Origin of the sequence: Winogradskyella sp. UBA3174 (assembly GCF_002364335.1) — a bacterium.
Lineage (GTDB): Bacteria > Bacteroidota > Bacteroidia > Flavobacteriales > Flavobacteriaceae > Winogradskyella.
Genome location: NZ_DEXW01000061.1, coordinates 44,983 through 66,854 on the forward strand (window position 1 = coordinate 44,983; position 21,872 = coordinate 66,854).

Consider the following 21,872-nt stretch of genomic DNA (forward strand, 5'->3'; position numbering starts at 1 on the left):
AACTATAAAAAACTATTTGTTAAGTCATTGACTTAAGTAAAAGATTCTAATCATTAATTATGAGATTCCTGCTTTCGCAGGTATATAGCTTATGAAAAAACTAGCATTACATTGGAAGATTATTATAGGAATGGTTCTCGGAATCATTTTTGGTTTTATAATGAATTCAGTAGACGGTCAGCAATTTGTGACCGATTGGATTTCACCTTTTGGCACCATATTTATTAACCTTCTTAAGCTTATTGCAGTACCACTAATCTTGGCGTCTTTAATTAAAGGCATATCAGATCTTAAAGATATTTCTAAGATTAAGAGTATGGGATTAAGAACCATATCGATTTATATAGGCACCACTTTAATTGCCATAATAATTGGACTGTCAATTGTTAATTTGGTAAAGCCAGGTGCTGGAATGCCTCAAGAAACTATCGAAAAGATTAAACTGAAGTATGAGAACGATGCTGGTGTTACAGATAAATTAGCGAAAGCGAGCGCACAACAAGATACAGGACCATTACAGGCTTTGGTAGATATCTTTCCAAGTAATATATTTCAGGCAATGGGAGATGCAAAAATGCTTCAGATTATATTTTTCGCACTTTTTGTAGGGATTTGTTTATTGCTTATTCCAGAAAAGAAGGCCAAGCCAATGATAGATATTTTCGATGCGCTTAATGAAGTCGTCATGAAAATGGTAGATCTAATTATGCTTTTTGCACCATATGCTGTTTTTGCACTTATGGCAAATGTTATTATTGCTTTTGATGACACCGAAATATTAGTCAAACTTTTACAATATGCTTTTTGCGTTGTAGGTGGATTAATTCTTATGATTGGATTTTACATGTTATTGATAAAATTCTATACTAAAAAATCACCATTATGGTTTTTAAAACAAATTAGTCCAGCGCAATTATTAGCATTTTCTACTAGTAGTAGTGCGGCAACGTTGCCTGTAACTATGGAACGTGTAGAAGAACATCTTGGCGTAGATAAAGAAGTTTCTGGATTTGTATTACCAGTAGGAGCTACAGTAAATATGGATGGTACGAGTTTATACCAAGGTATTGCAGCTGTTTTTATTATGCAGGTAATTTGGCCAGAAGGTTTAACATTTACCAACCAATTGGTCATTGTGTTAACTGCATTATTAGCCTCAATAGGAAGCGCAGCAGTGCCAAGTGCAGGAATGGTTATGCTCGTTATTGTATTAGAATCTATTGGTTTTCCACCAGAATTATTACCGATTGGATTGGCATTAATCTTTGCAGTAGACAGACCTTTAGATATGTGTAGAACTGTGGTTAACGTTACAGGAGACGCAACAGTTTCTATGATGGTAGCAAAATCACTAGGTAAGCTTCACGATAATCCTAAACCAAAAGAATGGGATGATAATTATGAGGCTGTAAAATAATTTTTCATCCTCATTAAAAGTCATTAACTTTAGTGAATACATTTAATCAACTAAAACTATATTAAAATGAATGTTTGCTTTATAATGTACCCTTGGGAAGACATAGACCCAGAAAATGATACAAGTTTAGCTTTGATAAAAGAATGTGCAAAACGAGGTCACGGTGTTGCTATGTGTACACCAGCTAATTTAACCATTAGAGATAGTGTTACTAATGCATTTTGTAATGTTATTAGTCGCATGGATAAAGTACCAACAACATTAAAATCATTTTATAATAAAGTCAAATTAAGAGAAGAAATGTTACCATTGGCTGGTTTTGATGCTATTTTCTTTAGAGCAAACCCGCCTTTAGATCCGATAATGCTAAATTTCTTGGACTCAGTTAAAGATGATGTATTTATCATTAATTCGTTGCAAGGTATGCGCGAAGCTAATAATAAGCTTTACACAGCTGCTTTCGGTGATGCCCATAGTAATATTATACCGAATACGCATGTGTCTAAGAACAAAGCCTATTTGGTACAACAGATTAAAGAATCTAAAGCCGATAAGATGATTTTGAAACCATTGAATGGTTTTGGAGGATCTGGTGTAATTCTTATAGAAAAATCTGCGATGAATAATATAAATTCACTTTTAGACTTTTATATCAGCGCAGGAGATGGTGATTCTAATTATGTAATTCTTCAAGATTATATTGAAGGAGCAGATCAAGGAGATGTTAGAATTCTACTTTTAAACGGAGAACCAGTAGGCGCAATGAAACGTATTCCTGGTACTGACGATCATCGATCTAATGTATCAGCAGGAGGAAGTATTGCAAAACATTCGTTAACTAAAACGGAAAAGGCGTTGTGTAAGCAAATTGGACCTAAATTAGTTAAAGATGGTCTTTATTTTGTTGGTATTGATGTTATTGGAGGAAAGCTAGTTGAAGTAAACGTAATGTCTCCTGGTGGTATTACATACATTAATAAAGTGTATAAGAATAAAACTAAAGTAGAGGAGAAGGTTATTGACTTTTTAGAAAGTAAAGTTGTAGATCAACTTCAGGCTTTTGACAGACGCACAAGATTACGTAAAGCAGTAGATGATGCTTAAAACAGTTTTAAGTCCTAGTTCAAAATTAGCTAGTATATCAATAAGAGTTTTATAAATGAACCCAACGCATATTAATTCTTCGTTAGTTTCGGTTAAATGGTTGAATGCAAACCTTAATACCACAAGCTTAATTGTACTAGACGCAACAATTAATAAAGCTATTAGTAATACGGCTGAACGTATTCCGAATGCACGTTTTTTCGATATTAAAAAGAAATTTAGTACTATAAGTGCTCCATTTCCTAGTACGTTACCAACAGCAGAACAATTTCAAGAAGAAGCAAGATTGTTAGGTATTAATGAAGATTCCGCTGTTATAGTTTATGATGACAAAGGCATTTACTCAAGTGCCAGAGCTTGGTGGTTATTTAAAACATTTGGATTTAAAAATATTGCTGTTTTAGATGGAGGCATACCAGAATGGTTAAATAATAATTTTGAAGTCGAACATTATAAAGATGAAACATATCCAATAGGTAATTTTGAAGCTAAGTTAAATCTAGAATTAATGACAGATTTTAATGGTATCAATACTTTTTCTAATAAGCCAGATTCTTTAATTATAGATGCACGTTCAGAAGTACGTTTTAAATGTTTAGTAGATGAACCAAAAGCTGGTTTGCGACGTGGTACAATACCTAATTCTGAAAACTTACCGTACACCGAATTATTAAATGGAAATAAATTGAAATCTAAAACAGAACTTTCAGAAATCTTTAATAATTTAGTAGAAGATAAAACTGAGTTGGTGTTTAGTTGTGGCTCAGGTATTACGGCTTGTATTTTAGCCTTAGCAGCAACACTTTGTAATTATAATAATTTAACAGTCTATGATGGTTCGTGGACTGAATATGGAAGTTTAACAAAATAAAATAATGAAAACAATAGACTGGACAAGAGATGAACTCGTAGCATACATTTTACTGTTTGCGGCAAATTCAGATTTTAAAGAAGATCCAAAAGAAAAAGAGATGATTCTCGCTTTGGTAGATAAAAATACCTTCCAAGAGATTTATGATGAATTTCATACGGATAATGATTACCGTAGTATCAAAAAAATAACTATTAGTCTAGAACAGCACAATTACAGTGAAGATGATATAGATGTATTGTTAGAAGATATAAAAGTTCTTTTTTATATTGATGATGATTTTAGTATCAACGAACAGATTATGTTTCGTTTTTTAGAAAAACTTCTAAAGAACTCGTAATGCAAAGACTTTCCGTTGATTCCATTATAGCTAAAATAGAATCTGAAGAAACCTTTCACGCAATTTCAGAGGACTATTCATTTACCTTAAAAATAGATAACTATGTAGCATATGCTTGCGCAGCAGTGCATGATGGTCACCAATTTAGAAAAGAACTTTGGAGCAATTGTTTACATAGCGAATACGATAGGTGGTACGAGGAAGATCCAGAAACTAAAAATATGGTGATTTCGCATCCAATTTTAATTGCAAGTTGTGATTCGCGTTTCGAATATGATTTGAATCGTGTACCAGAAGAAGCTGTTTTTGAAACCGCTTGGGGAAAGCAACTTTGGAAAACCCCGTTATCCGATGCCCAAAAAACAGAGAGTCTAAAGAAACATACTAAATTTTATAAAGTGGTACATGCGCTAATCTCTAAGCTTGAAGAAAAGTTTGGTGTTGCTATAATTTACGATATGCATAGTTATAATTGGCAACGATGGGATAGGGAAGTGCCAACTTGGAATTTAGGAACATCTAACATAGATAATAAGCGTTTTGGTAACCAAGTAGAATTGTGGAGAGAAGCTTTAGAACATATTGAATTACCTCATAGTATTAAACAAACTGCAAAAATTAATGATACGTTTCAAGGGAACGGTTATTTTCTAAAATATATTACCAATAACTTTAATAATACTTTAGTTTTGGCAACGGAAATTGCAAAAGTATATTGCGACGAATACCATCAAATTAATTATCCGGAAGTAGTATTTGCTGTAGAAAAGCAATTACAAACACTACTACCAAAACATGCCAACCAATTTTACAATAGCTTTAGAAACTAATGTCCCAAATAAAAATAACAGAAGAATTTCAAGATTTATTTGATATTGATAGCAATCTTAATAGATTGGTTAAAAATATTGAATTGCTGAACTATGTTAATCCTTTAAATATTGCGTCAGAAAAGAAGAAATTTTATTCCTCAAAATACAACTACGAACCTCAGTTTAAGTATCCAAAAATTAAATTCAACGGTTATAAACTACATCGCTTATTTTTCTCTCAACGTTTAGAGCGGATAGAAGATGAGGACATTAGACAATTATATGAAGATATTATTTATGAGTACTCTGGTTTAATAGAATGTATTGAAACGATTGGGAAAGGACGAAAATTTTATTTTAATAGTTTAAAAAGTTTTGGCACTCCAACCGAAAAAGATATTGAAAATGCTAAGTTTATTTTGCGTTTTGATGATGCTGAATTTGACCAAGAAATGCTGCCGCTTTATAATGTAGACGAAGCAAAACACTATTTTGAAGACTACTCTAAGCGTTATGATTTTGATTATAATATAAGAATCTCAAATAACCTTTCTGCTGTAGCTATGGTGTTAAATAGCACTCAAACATTGGTGTTACGTAAAAGTCATAAGTTTAGTTTAAACCAGCTTAAAGTATTAACTAATCATGAGATTGGTGTGCATATGGTTACGACTTTTAATGGACTTTCACACCCACTTAAAGTATTTTCTAATGGCTTGCCAAATAATGTAGAAACTCAAGAAGGTTTAGCAGTCTATTCAGAATTTATGAGTGGTTGTTTAACTATGGATCGTTTAAAGGAATTGGCTTTTAGAGTCATTGCTGTAGATAGTTTAAATAAAGGTTATGATTTCTCAGACACCTTTCATTTATTACATAATCAACATAAACTAAACAGAGATAAAGCCTTCGGTATTACACTTAGAGTACACAGAGGTGGTGGTTTTACTAAAGATCACTTATACCTTTCTGGTTTACGTAATACCTATAAATATGCTCAAAACGGTAAAGATTTAGGTATTTTGCTTACAGGAAAAGTTAGTGAAGAGTATATACCAACCATAGAAAAAATGCAAAGTCTAGGTTTAGCAACACCTCCAAAGCATTTTACAGATGCCTATGTTACAAACAATAACAAGAATACTAATTTAGATTTTATACTGCGAAGTTTGAAGTAAGGCCTTATGCGTAAACATTTAGTTTTTTTGATCTTATTTTTTGTTTTGTCTCATGTTACGGCTCAAGTCAAATCTATCAATGAATCAGGTAGTTCAGAATACTTTATCGAAATTTTACAAGATTCTAAAAACTTAAAGTATTCAGAAATTCTTGAAACTTATAATACATATATTGAAAAAAACCCAGAACAAATTATAAGCCAAATAGAGCGTTGTAAATTCATAGGAAACTCTAGTTATGATGTTTATGAAGATTACAACCCTAACTATGATGAGATGATAGATTGTATTGATAATCTAATTAATCGTTATCCGGAAAATCCAGAGGTTTTACTTTACAAGTTAGAATACACTTGGAGCGACGAGCGTAAAAATTTAATTGCTGATGCTTTAATTAGTTTAGAGAAGAACAAGGATAATTGGACCTATAATCATCAGAGTAGATTGTATGAGTTTGCTTTTAATTACCATATAGAAGATAATGATGATTTAGCTATAATGTATGCAAAAAGAGCTGAAAGATTTAGTGACAGTCTAGACTTATCAGTCGAAATTTCGGAAGCTTATTTACGATTAGGTAAAACTAAAAAGGCTAAAGATGCTTTAATGAATGCCTTGTTTTATGACAGTAAATACGGATGGGTGCTAAAACGTAAAGGCGACTTATTGGTCGATTTTGAAGAAATTGATGAGGCTGTAAAAATGTTTGAACGCGCTAGTATTAAAGATTCAACGCTCACAAATAACGAAAGTTTATATAAGATATTTCTTGAGCGTAATAAGATTGATGAAGCACGTAATTACCTCGTAAAGGACACGATAGAAGAATGGGAGAAAGCTGGTAAGATTCAGAAGTTATTAAATCACGATATTTCTTATTCATCATTTGATACTTCTATTATAAGCTATAGACGTATGCAAGATCTAAGTTATAATGATGATTTTTTTGGTGTAAAACGTATACGTTTGTTTTTTAAATCCCCATTTCAATTATGGACATGGAATGAAATAACTCATATACTCTTGCTAGTTTTAGCCGTATTTACGCTCTTTGTTGTGCCATACTTATGGATTTTACCAGTTTATAGTGCGAAGAAGTTTTTCAGAATTAAACTGAACAAAAAGTTAATTGATGTAGATTGGAATTTAAGACACTTTTGGCTTATTAGTTTTGTGTATTTGATTTCTCAATTTATTTTAATTTTGTGTTTTTACTATCAAGATTTTATTAATGCTTATTTGGAGGTTGCTTATTTATATGGAGTAGAGACCTTTAATGAAATTGAAGTTATCTCTGCCAATTCTAATTTATTTTTCTTTTTTCTAATGCTTTGTTTTACAGCGTTATTTTTAAATAAAAGACGAATTAAATTTGTTTTCAACACCACTTTTGGCCTCGGAAAAATCATTCTATATGCTATAGGTTTTGTTATTGTAAACGCCATAGTGATTAGAATAGTTACTAATTTGTTTGGTGCGGAGGATACTATTGCTGTAATGCAAACTCTAAATTCTAGAGCAGAAATAGATAATGTACTTTCTCAATATGGTTTCAGCGTTGCTTTCTTTTCAGTTGCTGTAATTGTACCATTATATGAAGAAATCATTTTTAGAGGAATTATACTTAGTAGTATTGAAAAGCATATAGGTTTTTTAGGTGCAAATATTATACAAGCCTCTTTATTTTCATTGGTACACATGAGTTTTCAACTGTTCTTGTACTATTTTATTTTTGGGCTTATAACAGGTTATATGGTAAAAAAATCTGAAGGCTTATTTGTAGGGTTTGTATTCCATGCAGTTAATAATTTTCTCGTATTAGTATCTATTGCTTTTTTATCTAGCATTCAATAGAATAAACCCCAAAGCTAAATGTTTCTGTCTATCATTTTCACTGACACTAATAAGAGGTTAGACACGTCTCTAAATAGAATCTGACTCATTCCTTACTAACTGAAGTAAGGGGCAGACCAACATCATCTTGCTTTGAGGTTTCTAATTACTAAGCTTAAAACTAATATCTTAAAAAGCTTAGAACTAAGTTATGCTCATTAATAGAATAAAAAAACCAATACGGAGTGTATTTGGCTTTTTTGATTCGTAAACTCTTCTTTTCACTGAGTTAAAGGTTAACGCGTTTTCCTTTCGGATATTTTACAGAATAAGAATGTTTTACTTTGTCTGATTCTCCGCTTTTTAAATTCAGAGTCCAAGTAAGTAGCCCTTTGTCTTTGTCGTATACAGAAGTTCCGGTTTCTATATCGTCTAACTTAATGGCTTTGTTTTGGGTGATAGGAATTCTATCTATAAGTGTTAATCGAATATCGGATTGTTTGTTGTTTTTAATTTCAATATCAAAACCTTTATATACAATTTTATTACTGCCAATAAATGTGGTTTTTTTAAAGTCTTTTAGTTGTGTACGTTTTACAATAATATTGGGATCTACACCAAGTGAAATGGTTAAACTATCTGATATAGCACTTGGGTTTATATTTGTTTTACCAGAATAACTGCCCTCAAAGTAAACATTGGCTTCTGCAGGCAATAGGTTGTATTGTTCCCAGTTTCCAATTTTAGCAGTTAAGAATACATTTTCATTTAAAACAGGTGCAGCAAAATAATCGTAAGTAGCTGGTACACTAAATTGGTCTATTTCTATAACGGTTACATCTCCGTCTGAAGGTATGCTGTACTTTTTGTCAATTTCGAAACGTGTATTGGTAATGCCAGTTTCAATCGTAATTCCTAAATTATTCTTTTTGCTTTCAGAACCACTTTTTAGAGTTATTAAAACTACACCATTAGCAGCTCTAGCTCCATATATTGCTGTTGCTTCAGCATCTTTTAAGATAGTTGTGTTTTTTATATCACCTGCTTTTAGATTATTTAAACTACTAGTATTTACTAAGGGAACACCATCAACTATATAAAGAGGAGATCTGTTTCCGTTTATAGACCCAAATCCTCTAATTCTTATAGAAGAACTAGAACCAGGCTGACCAGATGAATTACTATATGTTATACCAGCAGCTTCACCTGCTAAAGATTGTGACACACCCGAATAAGATTGCTTGGGCGAGGTACCATAACCAAAAACAACGACTTCGTCTAATTGTGCTCCTTCATCTAATGTTACATTCATAAGGCTCGAGTGAATAGGTAATTCTTCAGTATTCATACCAACATAAGAATAAATTAATGTATTACCATTAGTTGTTCTTAACGTATAACGACCATCAAAATCTGTTTGTGCGCCATTAGAAGTTCCTTTTTCAATAACACTTGCACCTGGTAATGGCAAACCATCGCTAGATGTGGTAACGATACCAGAAACCATTTTCACCAAAGGATTGTGTTTATAATTGTAACTTCTTGTGGCACGTTGAGATTCGTAATTACTATAGGCGTTTATAAAGTTTAAATATTTTGCGTTTATAATTGGTTTTTCATTATTTGTGTTTGGATCACTAGTAGATAATGCCAAGTTAACATCAGACCAATCGCAACCAGAATTTTGAAAGACATGCGCTTTATATTCTAGGTTTATTGGGCTATTAATCTTATCTGCTTTTAAATCGTAAATAGGAAACCAACCTGCATTTTTAATATTGTAAGTGATTTTTAAATCTAATAATGTTGAGATATCACTATTCAATTTTAGTTTAATCTCACCAGTTTGCACTTTATTATCAACATTAAACTCTGCCAATTGCCTTTTAATATCAACTTGTTTTTCTTGATGACTTCTAATCTCAGAATTAGATTTATTAATGGCCACTTTTAATTCAGTAATACGTGTTCTGTAATAAGCGGCAAAGGTTTTTAGTTTTTCCAAACTCACGACTTCTGTTTCATTACCTAAGCGTTTATTATTCTGAATTAGACTCAACTCTTCGTTATAACCAGCGATTAAATCGTACTCATATTGAGTTTTGTTATCAAAGCTTTTCAACTCATCTTGTAGACCTAAAATAGAATCACTTTGCTTTTGTTTAGACAAATAATTGATACCATAATTAATAGATAGTATAGATGTGTTTTTTAGTCCAGAAATTTGAATACTACTTTCTTCAATGTAAGGAGATAAACCATTAAGGGTATGCGCTGTAGTTCCTGGTTTTAAACTTAATTTAGTCGTTCTGTTAATTTCAGCACCATCTAAATAAACGGTGACATCTGTTATTTTACTTTCTTGCTGTGCATTTATGTATTGTATGCTCAATACAATAAGCATAATTTGTACTAGTTTTTTCATGATAGCTTTTATTTTGTTTAAGTCAAAACTAGAGCTAATAAGCAGTTTAATAAATCTAAAATGAGTAAGGCAATACTAATATGAAGTAAAAGGAACTTTTCAATGAGTTTGTTGTTCTTAACTGTACAACTTGTAGATGATTTTTGCACAACTTTAATTTTAAACAATTAAAATGTTCATATAACGAGTTTTTTGCAACTAGATTAGTTGTTCTTATATCTTTGAACCAACAAAATAATGTGCTAATAATCAATTCATTATTTTCCCTCATTATAATTGAATTGAATTGAATTGAATTGAAATTTAATTTTTGTTTAGATTAAATTAGTTTTAAGTAAATTGTTAATTTAAAAAAGCCTTTCAGAATGTATGCTGAAAGGCTTTTTTTATGCAATAAATTTAGATTTTAATTCTGGTGTAGGTATCATACAAGCATCTTTTTTTCCATACCATTTGTAGCGGTTTTTTGCTATATAACTGTAAACCCAATTTCTAATAAAAGTTGGTATTATAAAGAACACAACCATTAAATTAGTAGGGAAACTTAAATGTTTAGAAATATGTAATGCAGCTGAAGATTTATATATAATTGAATTATTAATAGGGTTATAAAGTAGTATAGAATCTGTTTTAGACCTATCTATATTAAATTCATTTAAAACAGATTGTCCTATTTCACTTTGAAGCGGTGCAAATAAAAATCTATTTTTTTTATCTCGTTTTATAACATACAAAACACTAGAATTGCAAAGATTACAGACTCCGTCAAACAGTATTAATAGCTTATCTTTAGGTATATTATATATCACATTGCAAAGATAAGTCTTATGATTATAATGAATTTAAAAATTGAGTTAAATTGTCTTCTTTGTTTAAAGTTAGCTTTTTCTTTAGTCTATATTTAGTATTGAAGCGATTTCCTTCGTAGAAAGATTCATTCTTAAAAATGATGCTAGATGTATTCCTTTTCAGAAATACCGTCGGCTATGGCTTTTGTTTTATTATCAAAGTTATTATGTACTTCTGTGAAATAAGATTTAAAAACTTCCCAACCTTTGTCTTCCGCGCTTTCCTTTTTTAGGTGCAATACTAAATGTCTAAATTCTATTATAAATAATTCTGGATATTTTTTTATCTTTTCTAAATTATCTTTCAATTATTGAATGAAGCTACTTTTCTGAACTAAGTGTAAAGTCTTATAGGTCATCTATTTCTATTTAAAAGCTATCTCTTGTTTTTCGCGTTCAGTTTTATTCTTTTTTATTCGTTGTTTAAAACCGAAATAGAGTAGTGATGCAATACTTAGAAATGAAAACATGCCTATATCATAAAGGGTCTTGGTAAGTTTCTAGTTTTCTGCTTTAGCGTTTAATGTTTTTATTTCTTCGTCTTGTAAGGCAATCTCGGATACTTTTTTTTGCGATGTCAAATTTGGTTTGTAACTCATCAAACTTAGTTCCCTTTTATTTATTATAAAGACTATCCTGCTATTATTTTGTTGGTTTCTTGGTATTGTAATGCGCTCACAAAATCACCTTTCGTTTTAGTTAAAGCTTCAGTATAGCTTTTCTCACTATAATACATCTTTCCTAGTGCCAGATTTATCGTAGATAGACTAAACTCTTGATAGTCAATAAAAAATTAGAATTGTTAGAGAGTCTAATGGTTTAGAAAGTTTAGTGCTAATATAATGCTAACTAAGAATTCTAATAATACAGAAACCTATTGGAATGCTGAAGGTGGCACAACACAATATTTTAGAATCGTAGCTTTAGATACACAAAGCCTAGCACCAATTTTACCAGCTATAGATACGTCTTTTGGGTTTAATAGTACTCTAGTAAATTGAGGTAATGGTCCTTTATCTCAGGAAATTAGTATCATACAAAATATAACGACCACATATACATCTGAATACAAAGAAACTATTGGATTAAGTAGTCTTACAACAGCATCAATAGAAGTTAGCTATTTTGGAACTGGAGATTCTATTACAGGAGAAGTATCTACAAGTCTAGAAATTTCAACTTAGGCTTAACAATCGTCAACTTACAGTTCAGGATTTTCACTGTAAGCTCATTTGATTATTTCTCTAATAGAATAGTTACAGTGCCATTTGGATCAGCCTCATTAGTCTACGACACATACTAGACCTATTCAAACGTTAAGATGCCATTTGTAAAACGGTTAAGAATTAAAGCATTACAGCTAGACCCAACAAATAACAATGCACTTGTAGCTAACATGAGTGGTGGTGCTATTGCAACACAATTAAAAATCACAAATTTTAGTGGTGTTATAACTTTTACAGGGCGGATTATGTAGAGCTAACAGTAAGAGGTGCAACGATTTTAGATAATATTATATAGACATAGACTGATATATAAGACGTTTCAGTGAATTGCGACTAATAATTGCTAGCAATTCTAAGAAGCGATGGTGGTAGTCTAAACTATCGCTTTTTTACTTTTTCTTCTTAACGGCTTCAACCAATTCCAATAAATCTAAGCTTATATTAGTAGTAAACATGCCATAATTAACATTTGCTTTTCCTTTTTCAATGCTGTCAATAGTGCCAATTGCTCTTCCATCATGCATTCTTACACGATCATCAATTTTTAAAATAGGCTTTGGTTTTTCTACATTAACTTCTTTTTGTTTGGCAGCTTTTTTCTTTTTGCGGATAACGTCAACTTTCTTCTCAGCTTCTTGCTTTATTTGAGTTTCTTTATGCTTTTCGGTACGTTTTTGTTTTGCAGAAACTTTTTTGCGTTTTGAATTTTCAATTTGAACAAGCTTAAACAAGTCAGCCATTAACTCACTTTTCTTTTTAGTGTCAAAGTATTTTTCTGAAATATCATTCACCTTTTGCCCTAAGTATATTAAGCGTTGGTTAGAGTCATACAATTCTTGAAAGTTTTCTAACTTCTTTTGAACCTTCCCATTTATTTCTTCAAGTTTATCAGCTTCAGATAGTTTCTTCTTTTCGTTTTCTTTTAAAGCACGTTCAGTACGCTCTAGCTTGCTTCGTTCTTTCTGAAGTTTGGCAATTGTAGCATCAAAGCGAACTTTGCCGCGTTCAATCTTCTTTTTTGATTTGTTGATTAAACTATATGGTATTCCGTTTTTTTGTGCGACTTCAAATGTAAATGAACTACCAGCCTGTCCTACTACCAATTTATACATAGGCTCTAAGGTCTTTTCATTAAAAAGCATATTAGCATTTTCCATGTACTGTAATTCGTTAGCTAAAAGCTTTAAATTAGAATAGTGTGTTGTTATAATACCGTATGCTTTTCTGTCATAGAAAACTTCTAAAAATGTTTCTGCTAAGGCACCACCAAGCTCTGGGTCACTACCTGTACCAAATTCATCAATTAAAAAGAGGGTATTTTTATTACACTTTCTTAAAAAGTAATTCATTTGTTTTAGCCTGTAGCTATAAGTACTTAAATGGTTTTCTATAGATTGGTTATCGCCAATATCACTAAGAATGCTATCAAACAAACAAACTTTGCTGCGCTCGTGAACAGGAATAAGCATACCACTTTGTATCATGGTTTGAAGCAAGCCTACTGTTTTGAGTGTAATACTTTTTCCACCAGCGTTAGGTCCCGAAATCACAATAATTCTACTCTCTTCACTTAAGCCAATAGTTTGCGGAAAAGTAGTTTCACCTTTTTCTTTATTATTAAGATAAAGTATGGGATGGTACGCATCACGAAAGTGCATTGTACGTTCTTTTGATATTTCTGGTAAAATAGCATTCATGCTTTGCGCATACTTTGCTTTAGCAGAAATGAGATCTATTTTAGTTAAGAACGCTTGGTAATTCTTTAAGAGCGGTAAGAATAAACGTATATAATCGGTAAGTTCTTTTAGAATTTTAACGACCTCCTCTTTTTCTTCGTATTCTAAATTATTAAGTTCTCTAGAGTATTGTAAGGTCGTTTCAGGTTCTATGTAAACAATACTACCTGTTTTACTACCTCCCATTATAGCACCTCTTACTTTTTTACGATACATAGCTTTAACAGCAAGAACACGCTTGTTTTCTACTACAGATTCTCTAATATCATCTAAATAATCGAGATTATGATAGGTGTTTAAGGCCGAAGAAAAACTACTATTAATTTTCCCCTTTAGCTTATTAATGGATTTTCGAAGTTCTGATAGTAGAGGAGAGGCATCATCTTTAATATCACCAAACCTATTTACAACGGCATCAATCTGCTCAATCATTGTTGTATTTAATTCTACATGCAGGCTGTAATGATGAAGATTAGGATAGTAATCCTTAAACTTTACTAGAAATTTTAAAATAATATTAACTGTAAGTGAAGTACTTACTATGCGCTGTAAACTTTTTACCTCTAAATAGGTGTTTTCAATTTTTAAAAGCTTCAGTTCTTTTGAAATGGTATCGAATCCGTGATTAGGAATCCGATTGTCATTATCATATGACGATAAGTATTCGTTTACATAATCTAGTTCTTGCATAAGTGTTTCCTCATCTTCGAAGGGGAGAATAGCCAAAGCAGCTTCTTTTCCTAGTGCAGTTATGGTAAGTTCACTTACTTGTCCTAAAACCGTAAAAAACTCAAGGTCATTTAAGGTTTTTTCATGTATGCGTATCATTAATTTAATTTCAATTTAAGAATTGCAAATTTAGTTTAATTAGCTTGATATGCCTAATAACAATATATCATTAAGTTATTCTTATTTTTGAATATAAACATTGATTTATGGACATTAACATACACAAAAGTTGGAAACCTTATTTGCAATCAGAATTTGAAAAACCCTATTTTAAAGAACTAACAGATTTTGTTAATTGTGAGTATGAAGCGCACAAATGTTTCCCTAAGAAGTCTGATATTTTTAACGCTTTTTATCATTGTCCGTTTAATAAGTTGAAAGTGGTTATTATTGGCCAAGATCCTTATCATGGTGTTGGGCAAGCAAATGGTTTATGCTTTTCTGTTAATGATGATATTAAACATCCACCATCACTTACAAATATTTTTAAAGAGTTAGTAAATGATGTTGGTATTTCTTATCCTGAAAGTGGAAATTTAGTAGCGTGGGCAGATCAAGGTGTGTTACTTTTAAACGCAACTTTAACTGTTAGAGCTCACCAAGCAGGTAGTCATCAAAAAAAAGGGTGGGAAGACTTTACAGATGCTGTAATTAAAACTATAAATAGGGATAAAGAAAATGTGATTTTTTTACTTTGGGGAGGCTTTGCTAGAAAGAAAAAGAAACTTATTAGTGAGGATAAACATTTCATATTAGAAACGGGACACCCTTCTCCATTAAGTGCTAATAGAGGCTATTGGTTTGGTAATAAGAATTTCAGTAAAACTAACTTCCTGTTGCAGCAAGTTGGCCAGTCTGTAATTGAGTGGTAGAAATTGTAGGTCTTAAATTTCTTATAACTCGCGGTTTGTTGCTTTTTATTTGTTTAGCTGATTTATTACAACTAAAAATTAATAGCAAAAAGTTAATTGCCACAAGAAAAGAAAAAATCAGAGTAATTGTTAAAATCATATTAGTCTGTTATTTGTTGTTAATAGTATAGATTTGGTTGGGCAAATATAACTAAAAAATTGAAATTCTGAGGTTTACATGCTTTTTTGTGTAAGAATTTACATTTTGAAGTATCAAATAGACGTGTGTTTAGTCGGTGATTAGTGGTGTTTTGTCGGTTTTTATATTAATTAAAAAAACAATATTTAATGATTTATTTGTCAATATTGTAAACTAAATGTGAATATTTTGCTTTTTCAGTAATAATATTAAGTTCAAGTAACTGATTCTGTACTTTAGTTATTTCTTCTTCATCCATTAAATTTTGAGACCATTCTGTTAAAGACAACCATTCCTTTACATCTTCTAATTCTTGTTCATAACGATTAGCTATCGTTTTATCTATGCTCGGTATGGACTTAAATTCTCTTGTAGTTTCATTTATAATATTCAAAATAGTTTTTAAATCGTCATTATGGTTTTCAATAAAATCCTCTCTTACTGCGATTACAAAACAAGGCCAAGGAGAAGGGCAATTGTCAATTCTTCTAAATGTGCCATCATCTACTAATGGCTTGGTTGTAAATTTCTCCCACATAAAGTAATCTGCGTCACCTTCAGTAAGTCCTTTTACTGCACCATCTAAATTTTTTATGACTTCAAAGTTTAAATCATTTTCTAAATCCCAATTATGTTTTTTTGCATTTATATAGGCCATTAAATGAGACCCTGAACCATATCTGCTAATTGCAGCTTTTGTTCCTTTTATATCTTTAATTGAATTAAATTTTGAATCTGCTGCCACATGAATTCCCCATATTAAAGGAGTTTCTATAAAAGTTTGCACAATCTTACTTGGGTTACCATCTATGATATCCTTAATAATACCTTCGGTTAAGATTACTGCAATATCAATGTCGCCAGAACGTAAGCCTTTGCACATTGCTCCTGTACCACCGTAATAATCATGCCACCTTAGGTTAATACCTTTGTCCTTGTATTCTCCCTTTTTTAGTGTTAGGTACCAGGCTAAATTAAAATGTTCTGGAACACCACCAATATTTACTTTTTTCATTACTATACCTAGCCTTTTCCATAGAAAAGGGAACTTTTATATATTCACAATACGCTCTAAAGCATATTTAATTAATCTTTCTACTGTTTTCTTTGGGTTCTTACTAAATCCACCTGTAGCTCTATTAGCTATAATAGCGTTTAGCGATAATGCTTCGTGTCCTAATAATTTTGAAAGTCCATAAATAACAGATGTTTCCATTTCAAAATTTGTAATTCTGAAATCTTTATAACTGAAGCTATCTAGTTTATTATTTAAGCCATGATCATGTAATGGTAAACGCAATACACGTCCTTGAGGCCCATAAAAACCGCCAGCAGTACCAGTCATACCTTTAAAAATCAAATCACTTTCAAAATACTTCTCTAAATATTTGCTGTTGTTTATAATAATTGGTCGTGCTTTATTCTTATCCCAATCTGTGTGCTTTATAAATGCATCTTCAATTTCAGGATTGCTAATGCCATCAATTTGATAAAAGTGCAGCATACCATTAACATCGAGCGCATGTGTACTCATAAGAAACGAGTCTACCGGAATATCTGCTTGTAAAGAGCCAGAAGTTCCAATTCTTATAATATTTAAGCTCGTAAGTTCTGTTTTGGGCTTACGCGTTTTTAAATCTATATTAACTAATGCATCTAATTCGTTTAAAACAATATCTATATTATCTGGTCCAATACCAGTAGATATAACTGTTATTCTTCGGTCTTGGTAATAACCAGTTTGTGTTTTGAATTCACGTTTTTGGGTACTAAATTCAATGCTATCGAAGTGTTTTGTTATTTTTTCTACACGATCTTGATCTCCAACAAAAATGATAGTATCTGAAATATCTTCAGGCTTCAAGTTTAAATGGTAAACACTACCATCCGGATTTAATATAAGCTCTGAGTCTTTAATTGACATGTAATGTGGTTTTTATAAGTTTATTCTGTTCTACATTAAATTGATAATTAAGACGTGTTACACCTCCATATACCATATCATTGTTTATTTCTGATTTAAAATTATGGTGCCTCAATAACGCTTCATGCCCTTTTCTATTTAGTTTAAGTTCATTATCGGTTTCATCAAAAAACAGAGATAGTTTATCAATAATGCGCTGTAATTGTAAGTCTCCAAATCCGTAATAACCTTGGTAATTGAGGCTATAACCTAAAAGATGATGTCTAGATTTTATTGGGTAATCCCTTAATAGTCTAAGAATATTGTCTTCCAAAACATTTAATCCGCTTTGTTGATGCGGAAAACGTTTTAAATGTGCTTTAAGGCAATTACTCATGTATTTAAAGTTAGACGTTGTAACAATATAGGGTTTTAATATATTGTGATCAGTACCACAATATGTGCGCCACAAGGCAATTGCTAAATCAATATCTTCTTGTGTTAAAAGCACTTTATCTTTATAGTGCGATTTTAATTGATCTGCATTCAATTCACCTAAAGCTTTTAACTGCTTTTCCCCTTCTACACGTCCACTGCATATAAGATATAAGGGTTTGTCAATTTCTTTTTGATGTAATAAATTAATCACTCCTAGTAGATTAATGTGGCAAAACAAATCATACTCAAACCATAAGTTTATTTCTGTATAATTTTCAATAGTATCTAATTTTGACAATTCACTTTTAAGTTCATCGGTATTAACTTCGATATCATAATTAGATTTAAGAAAATCAGCACGAAGCTCAAAAAAAGCGTCAGAATTTATTGCAGGAATCGTTGGACCTTCGCAGAGCATTTCTTGCCAAGTTAGAATATCTTCAGTAAAATCTAATTCTCTTAAATAATCGGTAAGATGATTACCATTTGTAATATGTAGGATTTTTTTTTCCATAAAAATTAACCTCCAACACGTTTAACATTAAATCCTTTATCTTTTAACATTGCCATGATCTTATCTCTATAATCACCCTGAATAATAATTTTATCGTTCTTAAAACTGCCACCAACACTTAGTTTAGTCTTAAGCTCTTTAGTTAATTTTTTAAAGTCTTCTGTAGCTCCTGTATAACCTTCGAGAATTGTAATAGGTTTTCCTTTTCGTTTTTCATATTTACAAAGAATAGGAGCATCTTGCAACCACACCTTGTTTTTAGAATTGTCAGAAGCATCCGTAAGTTCTTGTGTATGCTCTGGAAATAGATTTTTTAATTGGTCTTTTAAATCCATTACTTTTTAATCAGTCCAAGTTCAATTAAACGCTCATTTAAAAATTCACCTGCAGTAATGTCTTCAAATTGTTTTGGATTATTATCATCTACACAGCTATCTAAAACATCTAATTTCATTTCGCTTATAGGATGCATAAAAAATGGAATAGAGTAGCGAGAGGTTCCCCAAAGTTCTCTTGGAGGATTTATAACACGATGAACTGTAGATTTTAATTTATTGTTGGTGTGACGCGATAACATATCACCAACATTAATCATTAATTCATCTGGTTCTGCAATAGCATCGATCCATTCGCCATCATGTTTTTGCACTTGTAGTCCTCTTCCTTGGGCTCCCATTAACAAAGTTATTAAATTAATATCTCCGTGGGCAGCTGCTCTAACAGCGTTTTTTGGTTCCTGTGTTATTGGAGGATAGTGAATTGGTCTTAAAATAGAATTTCCGTTGTGTATGTAATTATCAAAATACGTTTCTTCAAGATCTAGGTGCAAAGCTAGAGCACGTAGCACATACTTAGCTGTTTTTTCTAGCATTTCATAGGTTTTTTTGCCTATTCTATTGAATTCCGATAACTCTTTAACATCAACATTTTCTGGGTATTCTTTTCTGCGCTCATCATCATCATCTACATATTGCCCAAAGTGCCAAAATTCTTTTAAATCACCTTCTTTTTTGCCTTTAGCACTTTCTTTACCAAACGAAACATATCCGCGTTGACCACCAATTCCAGGTATTTCGTAGCTTTCTTTGGTATCTATTGGTAAATCAAAGAAATTCTTTATTTCACCATATAAATTGTCTACTAATTTGTCGTCTAAGAAGTGACCTTTTAAAGCAACGAATCCAATATCTTCATAAGCTTTTCCGATTTCCTTAATAAACTTTTCTTTTCTATTTGGATTATCAGATATGAAATCCTTTAAATCTACGCTAGGTATTCTATCCATTAGGTTTTTGTTTAAATATTACACAATATACAAATGTAACTAAAATAGTGCTAAAAAATTAGGTGTAAATTATTGATAAATTGATGTCCATACTGCGATATTGAGGCAATTTTATTTACTTTTGAGGTACGATTTTGAAATTTTAATTAGATGCCGACAATTACAAAAAGTAATATAGATTACGATAAGCGTAATTTAAGTGATAAAGTTTTACTAAAGCTTTATTACAATATGCTTAAGCCAAGATTAATAGAAGAAAAGATGTTGATCTTGCTGCGACAAGGCAAAATTTCAAAATGGTTTTCTGGTATTGGGCAAGAAGCTATTTCTGTAGGTGTTACTATGGCATTAAAACCAAGTGAATACATATTGCCAATGCATAGAAATCTTGGTGTATTTACAACGCGAGATATTCCGTTACATCGTTTATTTTGTCAGTGGCAAGGTAAAACTAGTGGGTTTACTAATGGTAGAGATCGCTCTTTTCATTTTGGTACTCAAGAGTTTAATATAGTGGGTATGATATCCCATCTTGGCCCACAACTTGGTGTCGCAGATGGTATAGCTTTGGCAAATTTATTAAAGAAAAACGGACAAGTTACTGCTGTTTTTACTGGTGAAGGTGGTACAAGTGAAGGTGATTTTCATGAAGCACTTAATGTAGCTTCTGTTTGGCAATTGCCCGTAATCTTCTGCATTGAAAATAATGGTTACGGGTTATCTACTCCTACAAAAGAGCAATATAATTGTAAACATTTAGCAGATAGAGGTAAGGGTTACGGTATTGAGTCTTTTATTTTAGATGGAAATAATGTTATTGAAACCTATACTAAAGTTAAAAAATTAGCTGAAAGCATTAGAAAACGCCCTAGGCCAATTTTAATAGAATTTAAAACATTTAGGAGACGTGGGCATGAAGAGGCTAGTGGTACAAAATATGTTCCTGAAGCCTTAATGCAAGAATGGGAAGCAAAAGATCCTATAGAAAATTTCAGAAGTTATTTATTTAGCCGAAAGATTTTAAATCAAGAAATTGACGAACAGTATACTGCTGAAATAAAGGCAGATATTAATACCTCTTTGGAGTCAGCTTATGCCGAAGAGGATGTGGTAGCTGATGAAACTAAAGAATTAAGTGATGTTTATAAGTACTTCGATTATAAAGAATTTACACCAAATAAAGAAATAAAAGAACTACGATTAATTGATGCGATTTCTGAAGGTTTAAAACAGTCCATGCAAAAACATAAAGATCTTGTTATTATGGGACAAGATATTGCAGAATATGGTGGTGTTTTTAAAATGACTGAAGGCTTTTTAGAAGCCTTTGGAAAAGATCGTGTTAGGAATACACCTATTTGTGAATCTGCAATTATTGAAACAGCAATGGGATTATCTATTTCTGGAATAAAATCTGTTGTAGAAATGCAGTTTGCAGATTTTGCAACTTCTGGTTTTAACCCTATTGTTAATTATTTAGCAAAATCGCATTACAGATGGGGACAAGAAGCAGATGTGGTGATTAGAATGCCTTGTGGTGCAGGCGTTGCTGCAGGTCCATTTCATTCGCAAACTAATGAAGCTTGGTTTACTAAAACACCAGGTTTAAAGGTGGTTTACCCTGCATTTCCTTACGATGCTAAAGGATTATTAGCTACTTCAATAAATGATCCAAATCCTGTGCTTTTCTTTGAGCATAAGGCATTATATAGAAGTATAAGACAAGAGGTGCCAACAGATTATTTTACCATACCATTTGGTAAAGCTGCACTTTTAAAAGAAGGTGAAGCTATTACAATAATTACTTACGGAGCAGGTGTTCATTGGGCTTTAAATACTTTAGAAAATAATTCTGATATCTCAGCTGATTTAATTGATTTAAGAACATTGCAACCTTTAGATAAAGAAGCCATTTTTAATTCAGTTAAAAAGACCGGTAAAGCCATTATTTTACAAGAAGACTCTATGTTTGGTGGTATTGCTAGCGATATTTCTGCACTATTAATGGAGGAGTGTTTTGAATATTTAGATGCGCCTGTAAAACGTGTAGCGAGTATGGAAACACCTATACCTTTTATTGGTCAGTTGGAAGATCAGTATTTATCACGTGATAAATTTGAAGCTGATTTAATCAAATTATTGGCTTATTAATAAAACCCAAAT

20 protein-coding genes are annotated in these 21,872 nt (G+C 31.6%); 11 read left to right on the forward strand and 9 right to left on the reverse strand.

Annotation, left to right across the window (positions count from 1 at the left end; all coding sequences use genetic code 11):
• Positions 1-91 precede the first annotated feature (91 nt).
• The 7 genes from B2U95_RS11395 (at position 92) to B2U95_RS11425 (ending at position 7,576) form a co-directional block, all read left to right on the forward strand.
• Positions 92-1,417: a dicarboxylate/amino acid:cation symporter gene (locus tag B2U95_RS11395; RefSeq protein WP_296316539.1), complete on the forward strand. Its 1,326-nt coding sequence runs from the start codon at positions 92-94 to the stop codon at positions 1,415-1,417.
• A 66-nt stretch (positions 1,418-1,483) separates the two neighbouring features.
• Entirely contained in the window at positions 1,484-2,521 is a 1,038-nt protein-coding gene (gene gshB, locus B2U95_RS11400; protein ID WP_296316542.1) for a glutathione synthase, read from the forward strand.
• A gap of 55 nt (positions 2,522-2,576) precedes the next feature.
• Positions 2,577-3,392 (forward strand): sulfurtransferase, encoded by an 816-nt coding sequence (locus B2U95_RS11405; RefSeq protein ID WP_296316545.1) that lies wholly within the window; start codon positions 2,577-2,579, stop codon positions 3,390-3,392.
• 4 nt (positions 3,393-3,396) lie between these two features.
• Complete coding sequence (locus B2U95_RS11410; RefSeq protein ID WP_296316548.1) at positions 3,397-3,732, forward strand: hypothetical protein; 336 nt, start codon at positions 3,397-3,399, stop codon at positions 3,730-3,732.
• Positions 3,732-4,562: an N-formylglutamate amidohydrolase gene (locus tag B2U95_RS11415; protein WP_296316551.1), complete on the forward strand. Its 831-nt coding sequence runs from the start codon at positions 3,732-3,734 to the stop codon at positions 4,560-4,562. The genes B2U95_RS11410 and B2U95_RS11415 overlap by 1 nt, the downstream gene beginning before the upstream one ends.
• Entirely contained in the window at positions 4,562-5,722 is a 1,161-nt protein-coding gene (locus tag B2U95_RS11420) for a flavohemoglobin expression-modulating QEGLA motif protein (RefSeq protein ID WP_296316554.1), read from the forward strand. The genes B2U95_RS11415 and B2U95_RS11420 overlap by 1 nt, the downstream gene beginning before the upstream one ends.
• A 27-nt stretch (positions 5,723-5,749) precedes the next feature.
• A complete protein-coding gene (locus B2U95_RS11425; RefSeq protein ID WP_296316556.1) occupies positions 5,750-7,576 on the forward strand; it encodes a type II CAAX prenyl endopeptidase Rce1 family protein in 1,827 nt (608 codons plus the stop codon).
• Positions 7,577-7,844: 268 nt separating this feature from the next.
• On the opposite strand, the gene B2U95_RS11430 is transcribed toward B2U95_RS11425, so the two are convergent.
• From B2U95_RS11430 to B2U95_RS11440, 3 genes are all read right to left on the reverse strand, one after another.
• The gene (locus B2U95_RS11430) at positions 7,845-9,980 is read right to left on the reverse strand and encodes a mucoidy inhibitor MuiA family protein (RefSeq protein WP_296316557.1); all 2,136 of its coding nucleotides are present in this window, start codon (positions 9,978-9,980) and stop codon (positions 7,845-7,847) included.
• A 386-nt stretch (positions 9,981-10,366) separates the two neighbouring features.
• On the reverse strand, positions 10,367-10,789 hold the full coding sequence (locus tag B2U95_RS11435) for a thiol-disulfide oxidoreductase DCC family protein (protein WP_296316560.1): 423 nt from the start codon (positions 10,787-10,789) through the stop codon (positions 10,367-10,369).
• Positions 10,790-10,932: 143 nt separating this feature from the next.
• Entirely contained in the window at positions 10,933-11,136 is a 204-nt protein-coding gene (locus B2U95_RS11440) for a hypothetical protein (RefSeq protein ID WP_296316562.1), read from the reverse strand.
• 534 nt (positions 11,137-11,670) lie between these two features.
• On the opposite strand from B2U95_RS11440, the gene B2U95_RS11445 reads away from it, so the two are divergent.
• Together B2U95_RS11445 and B2U95_RS11450 are read left to right on the forward strand one after the other, a co-directional pair.
• Positions 11,671-11,829, forward strand: a complete 159-nt coding sequence (locus B2U95_RS11445) for a hypothetical protein (protein ID WP_296316563.1) — start codon at positions 11,671-11,673, stop codon at positions 11,827-11,829.
• A 320-nt stretch (positions 11,830-12,149) separates the two neighbouring features.
• The gene (locus B2U95_RS11450) at positions 12,150-12,305 is read left to right on the forward strand and encodes a hypothetical protein (RefSeq protein WP_296316566.1); all 156 of its coding nucleotides are present in this window, start codon (positions 12,150-12,152) and stop codon (positions 12,303-12,305) included.
• A gap of 138 nt (positions 12,306-12,443) precedes the next feature.
• On the opposite strand, the gene B2U95_RS11455 is transcribed toward B2U95_RS11450, so the two are convergent.
• The gene (locus tag B2U95_RS11455; protein WP_296316569.1) at positions 12,444-14,618 is read right to left on the reverse strand and encodes an endonuclease MutS2; all 2,175 of its coding nucleotides are present in this window, start codon (positions 14,616-14,618) and stop codon (positions 12,444-12,446) included.
• A gap of 107 nt (positions 14,619-14,725) precedes the next feature.
• Here B2U95_RS11455 and B2U95_RS11460 point away from each other — a divergent pair, with 107 nt between their 5' ends.
• Entirely contained in the window at positions 14,726-15,391 is a 666-nt protein-coding gene (locus B2U95_RS11460; RefSeq protein ID WP_296316572.1) for a uracil-DNA glycosylase, read from the forward strand.
• A gap of 332 nt (positions 15,392-15,723) precedes the next feature.
• Here B2U95_RS11460 and B2U95_RS11465 read toward each other — a convergent pair whose 3' ends face one another.
• From B2U95_RS11465 to B2U95_RS11485, 5 genes are read right to left on the reverse strand one after another with little or no spacing between them, the layout of a single operon-like run.
• Positions 15,724-16,584 (reverse strand): substrate-binding domain-containing protein, encoded by an 861-nt coding sequence (locus B2U95_RS11465; RefSeq protein ID WP_296316574.1) that lies wholly within the window; start codon positions 16,582-16,584, stop codon positions 15,724-15,726.
• A gap of 36 nt (positions 16,585-16,620) precedes the next feature.
• Entirely contained in the window at positions 16,621-17,493 is an 873-nt protein-coding gene (locus B2U95_RS11470) for a nucleoside phosphorylase (RefSeq protein WP_296316576.1), read from the reverse strand.
• A complete protein-coding gene (locus B2U95_RS11475; RefSeq protein ID WP_296316579.1) occupies positions 17,483-18,424 on the reverse strand; it encodes a DUF1835 domain-containing protein in 942 nt (313 codons plus the stop codon). The genes B2U95_RS11470 and B2U95_RS11475 overlap by 11 nt, the downstream gene beginning before the upstream one ends.
• Before the next feature lie 5 nt (positions 18,425-18,429).
• Entirely contained in the window at positions 18,430-18,759 is a 330-nt protein-coding gene (locus B2U95_RS11480) for a translation initiation factor (RefSeq protein ID WP_296316582.1), read from the reverse strand.
• Positions 18,759-19,709: an isopenicillin N synthase family dioxygenase gene (locus B2U95_RS11485; RefSeq protein WP_296316583.1), complete on the reverse strand. Its 951-nt coding sequence runs from the start codon at positions 19,707-19,709 to the stop codon at positions 18,759-18,761. Before B2U95_RS11485 ends, B2U95_RS11480 begins: the two co-directional genes overlap by 1 nt.
• Before the next feature lie 150 nt (positions 19,710-19,859).
• On the opposite strand from B2U95_RS11485, the gene B2U95_RS11490 reads away from it, so the two are divergent.
• Positions 19,860-21,860: an alpha-ketoacid dehydrogenase subunit alpha/beta gene (locus B2U95_RS11490; protein WP_296316586.1), complete on the forward strand. Its 2,001-nt coding sequence runs from the start codon at positions 19,860-19,862 to the stop codon at positions 21,858-21,860.
• The last annotated feature ends 12 nt before the right edge of the window (positions 21,861-21,872 follow it).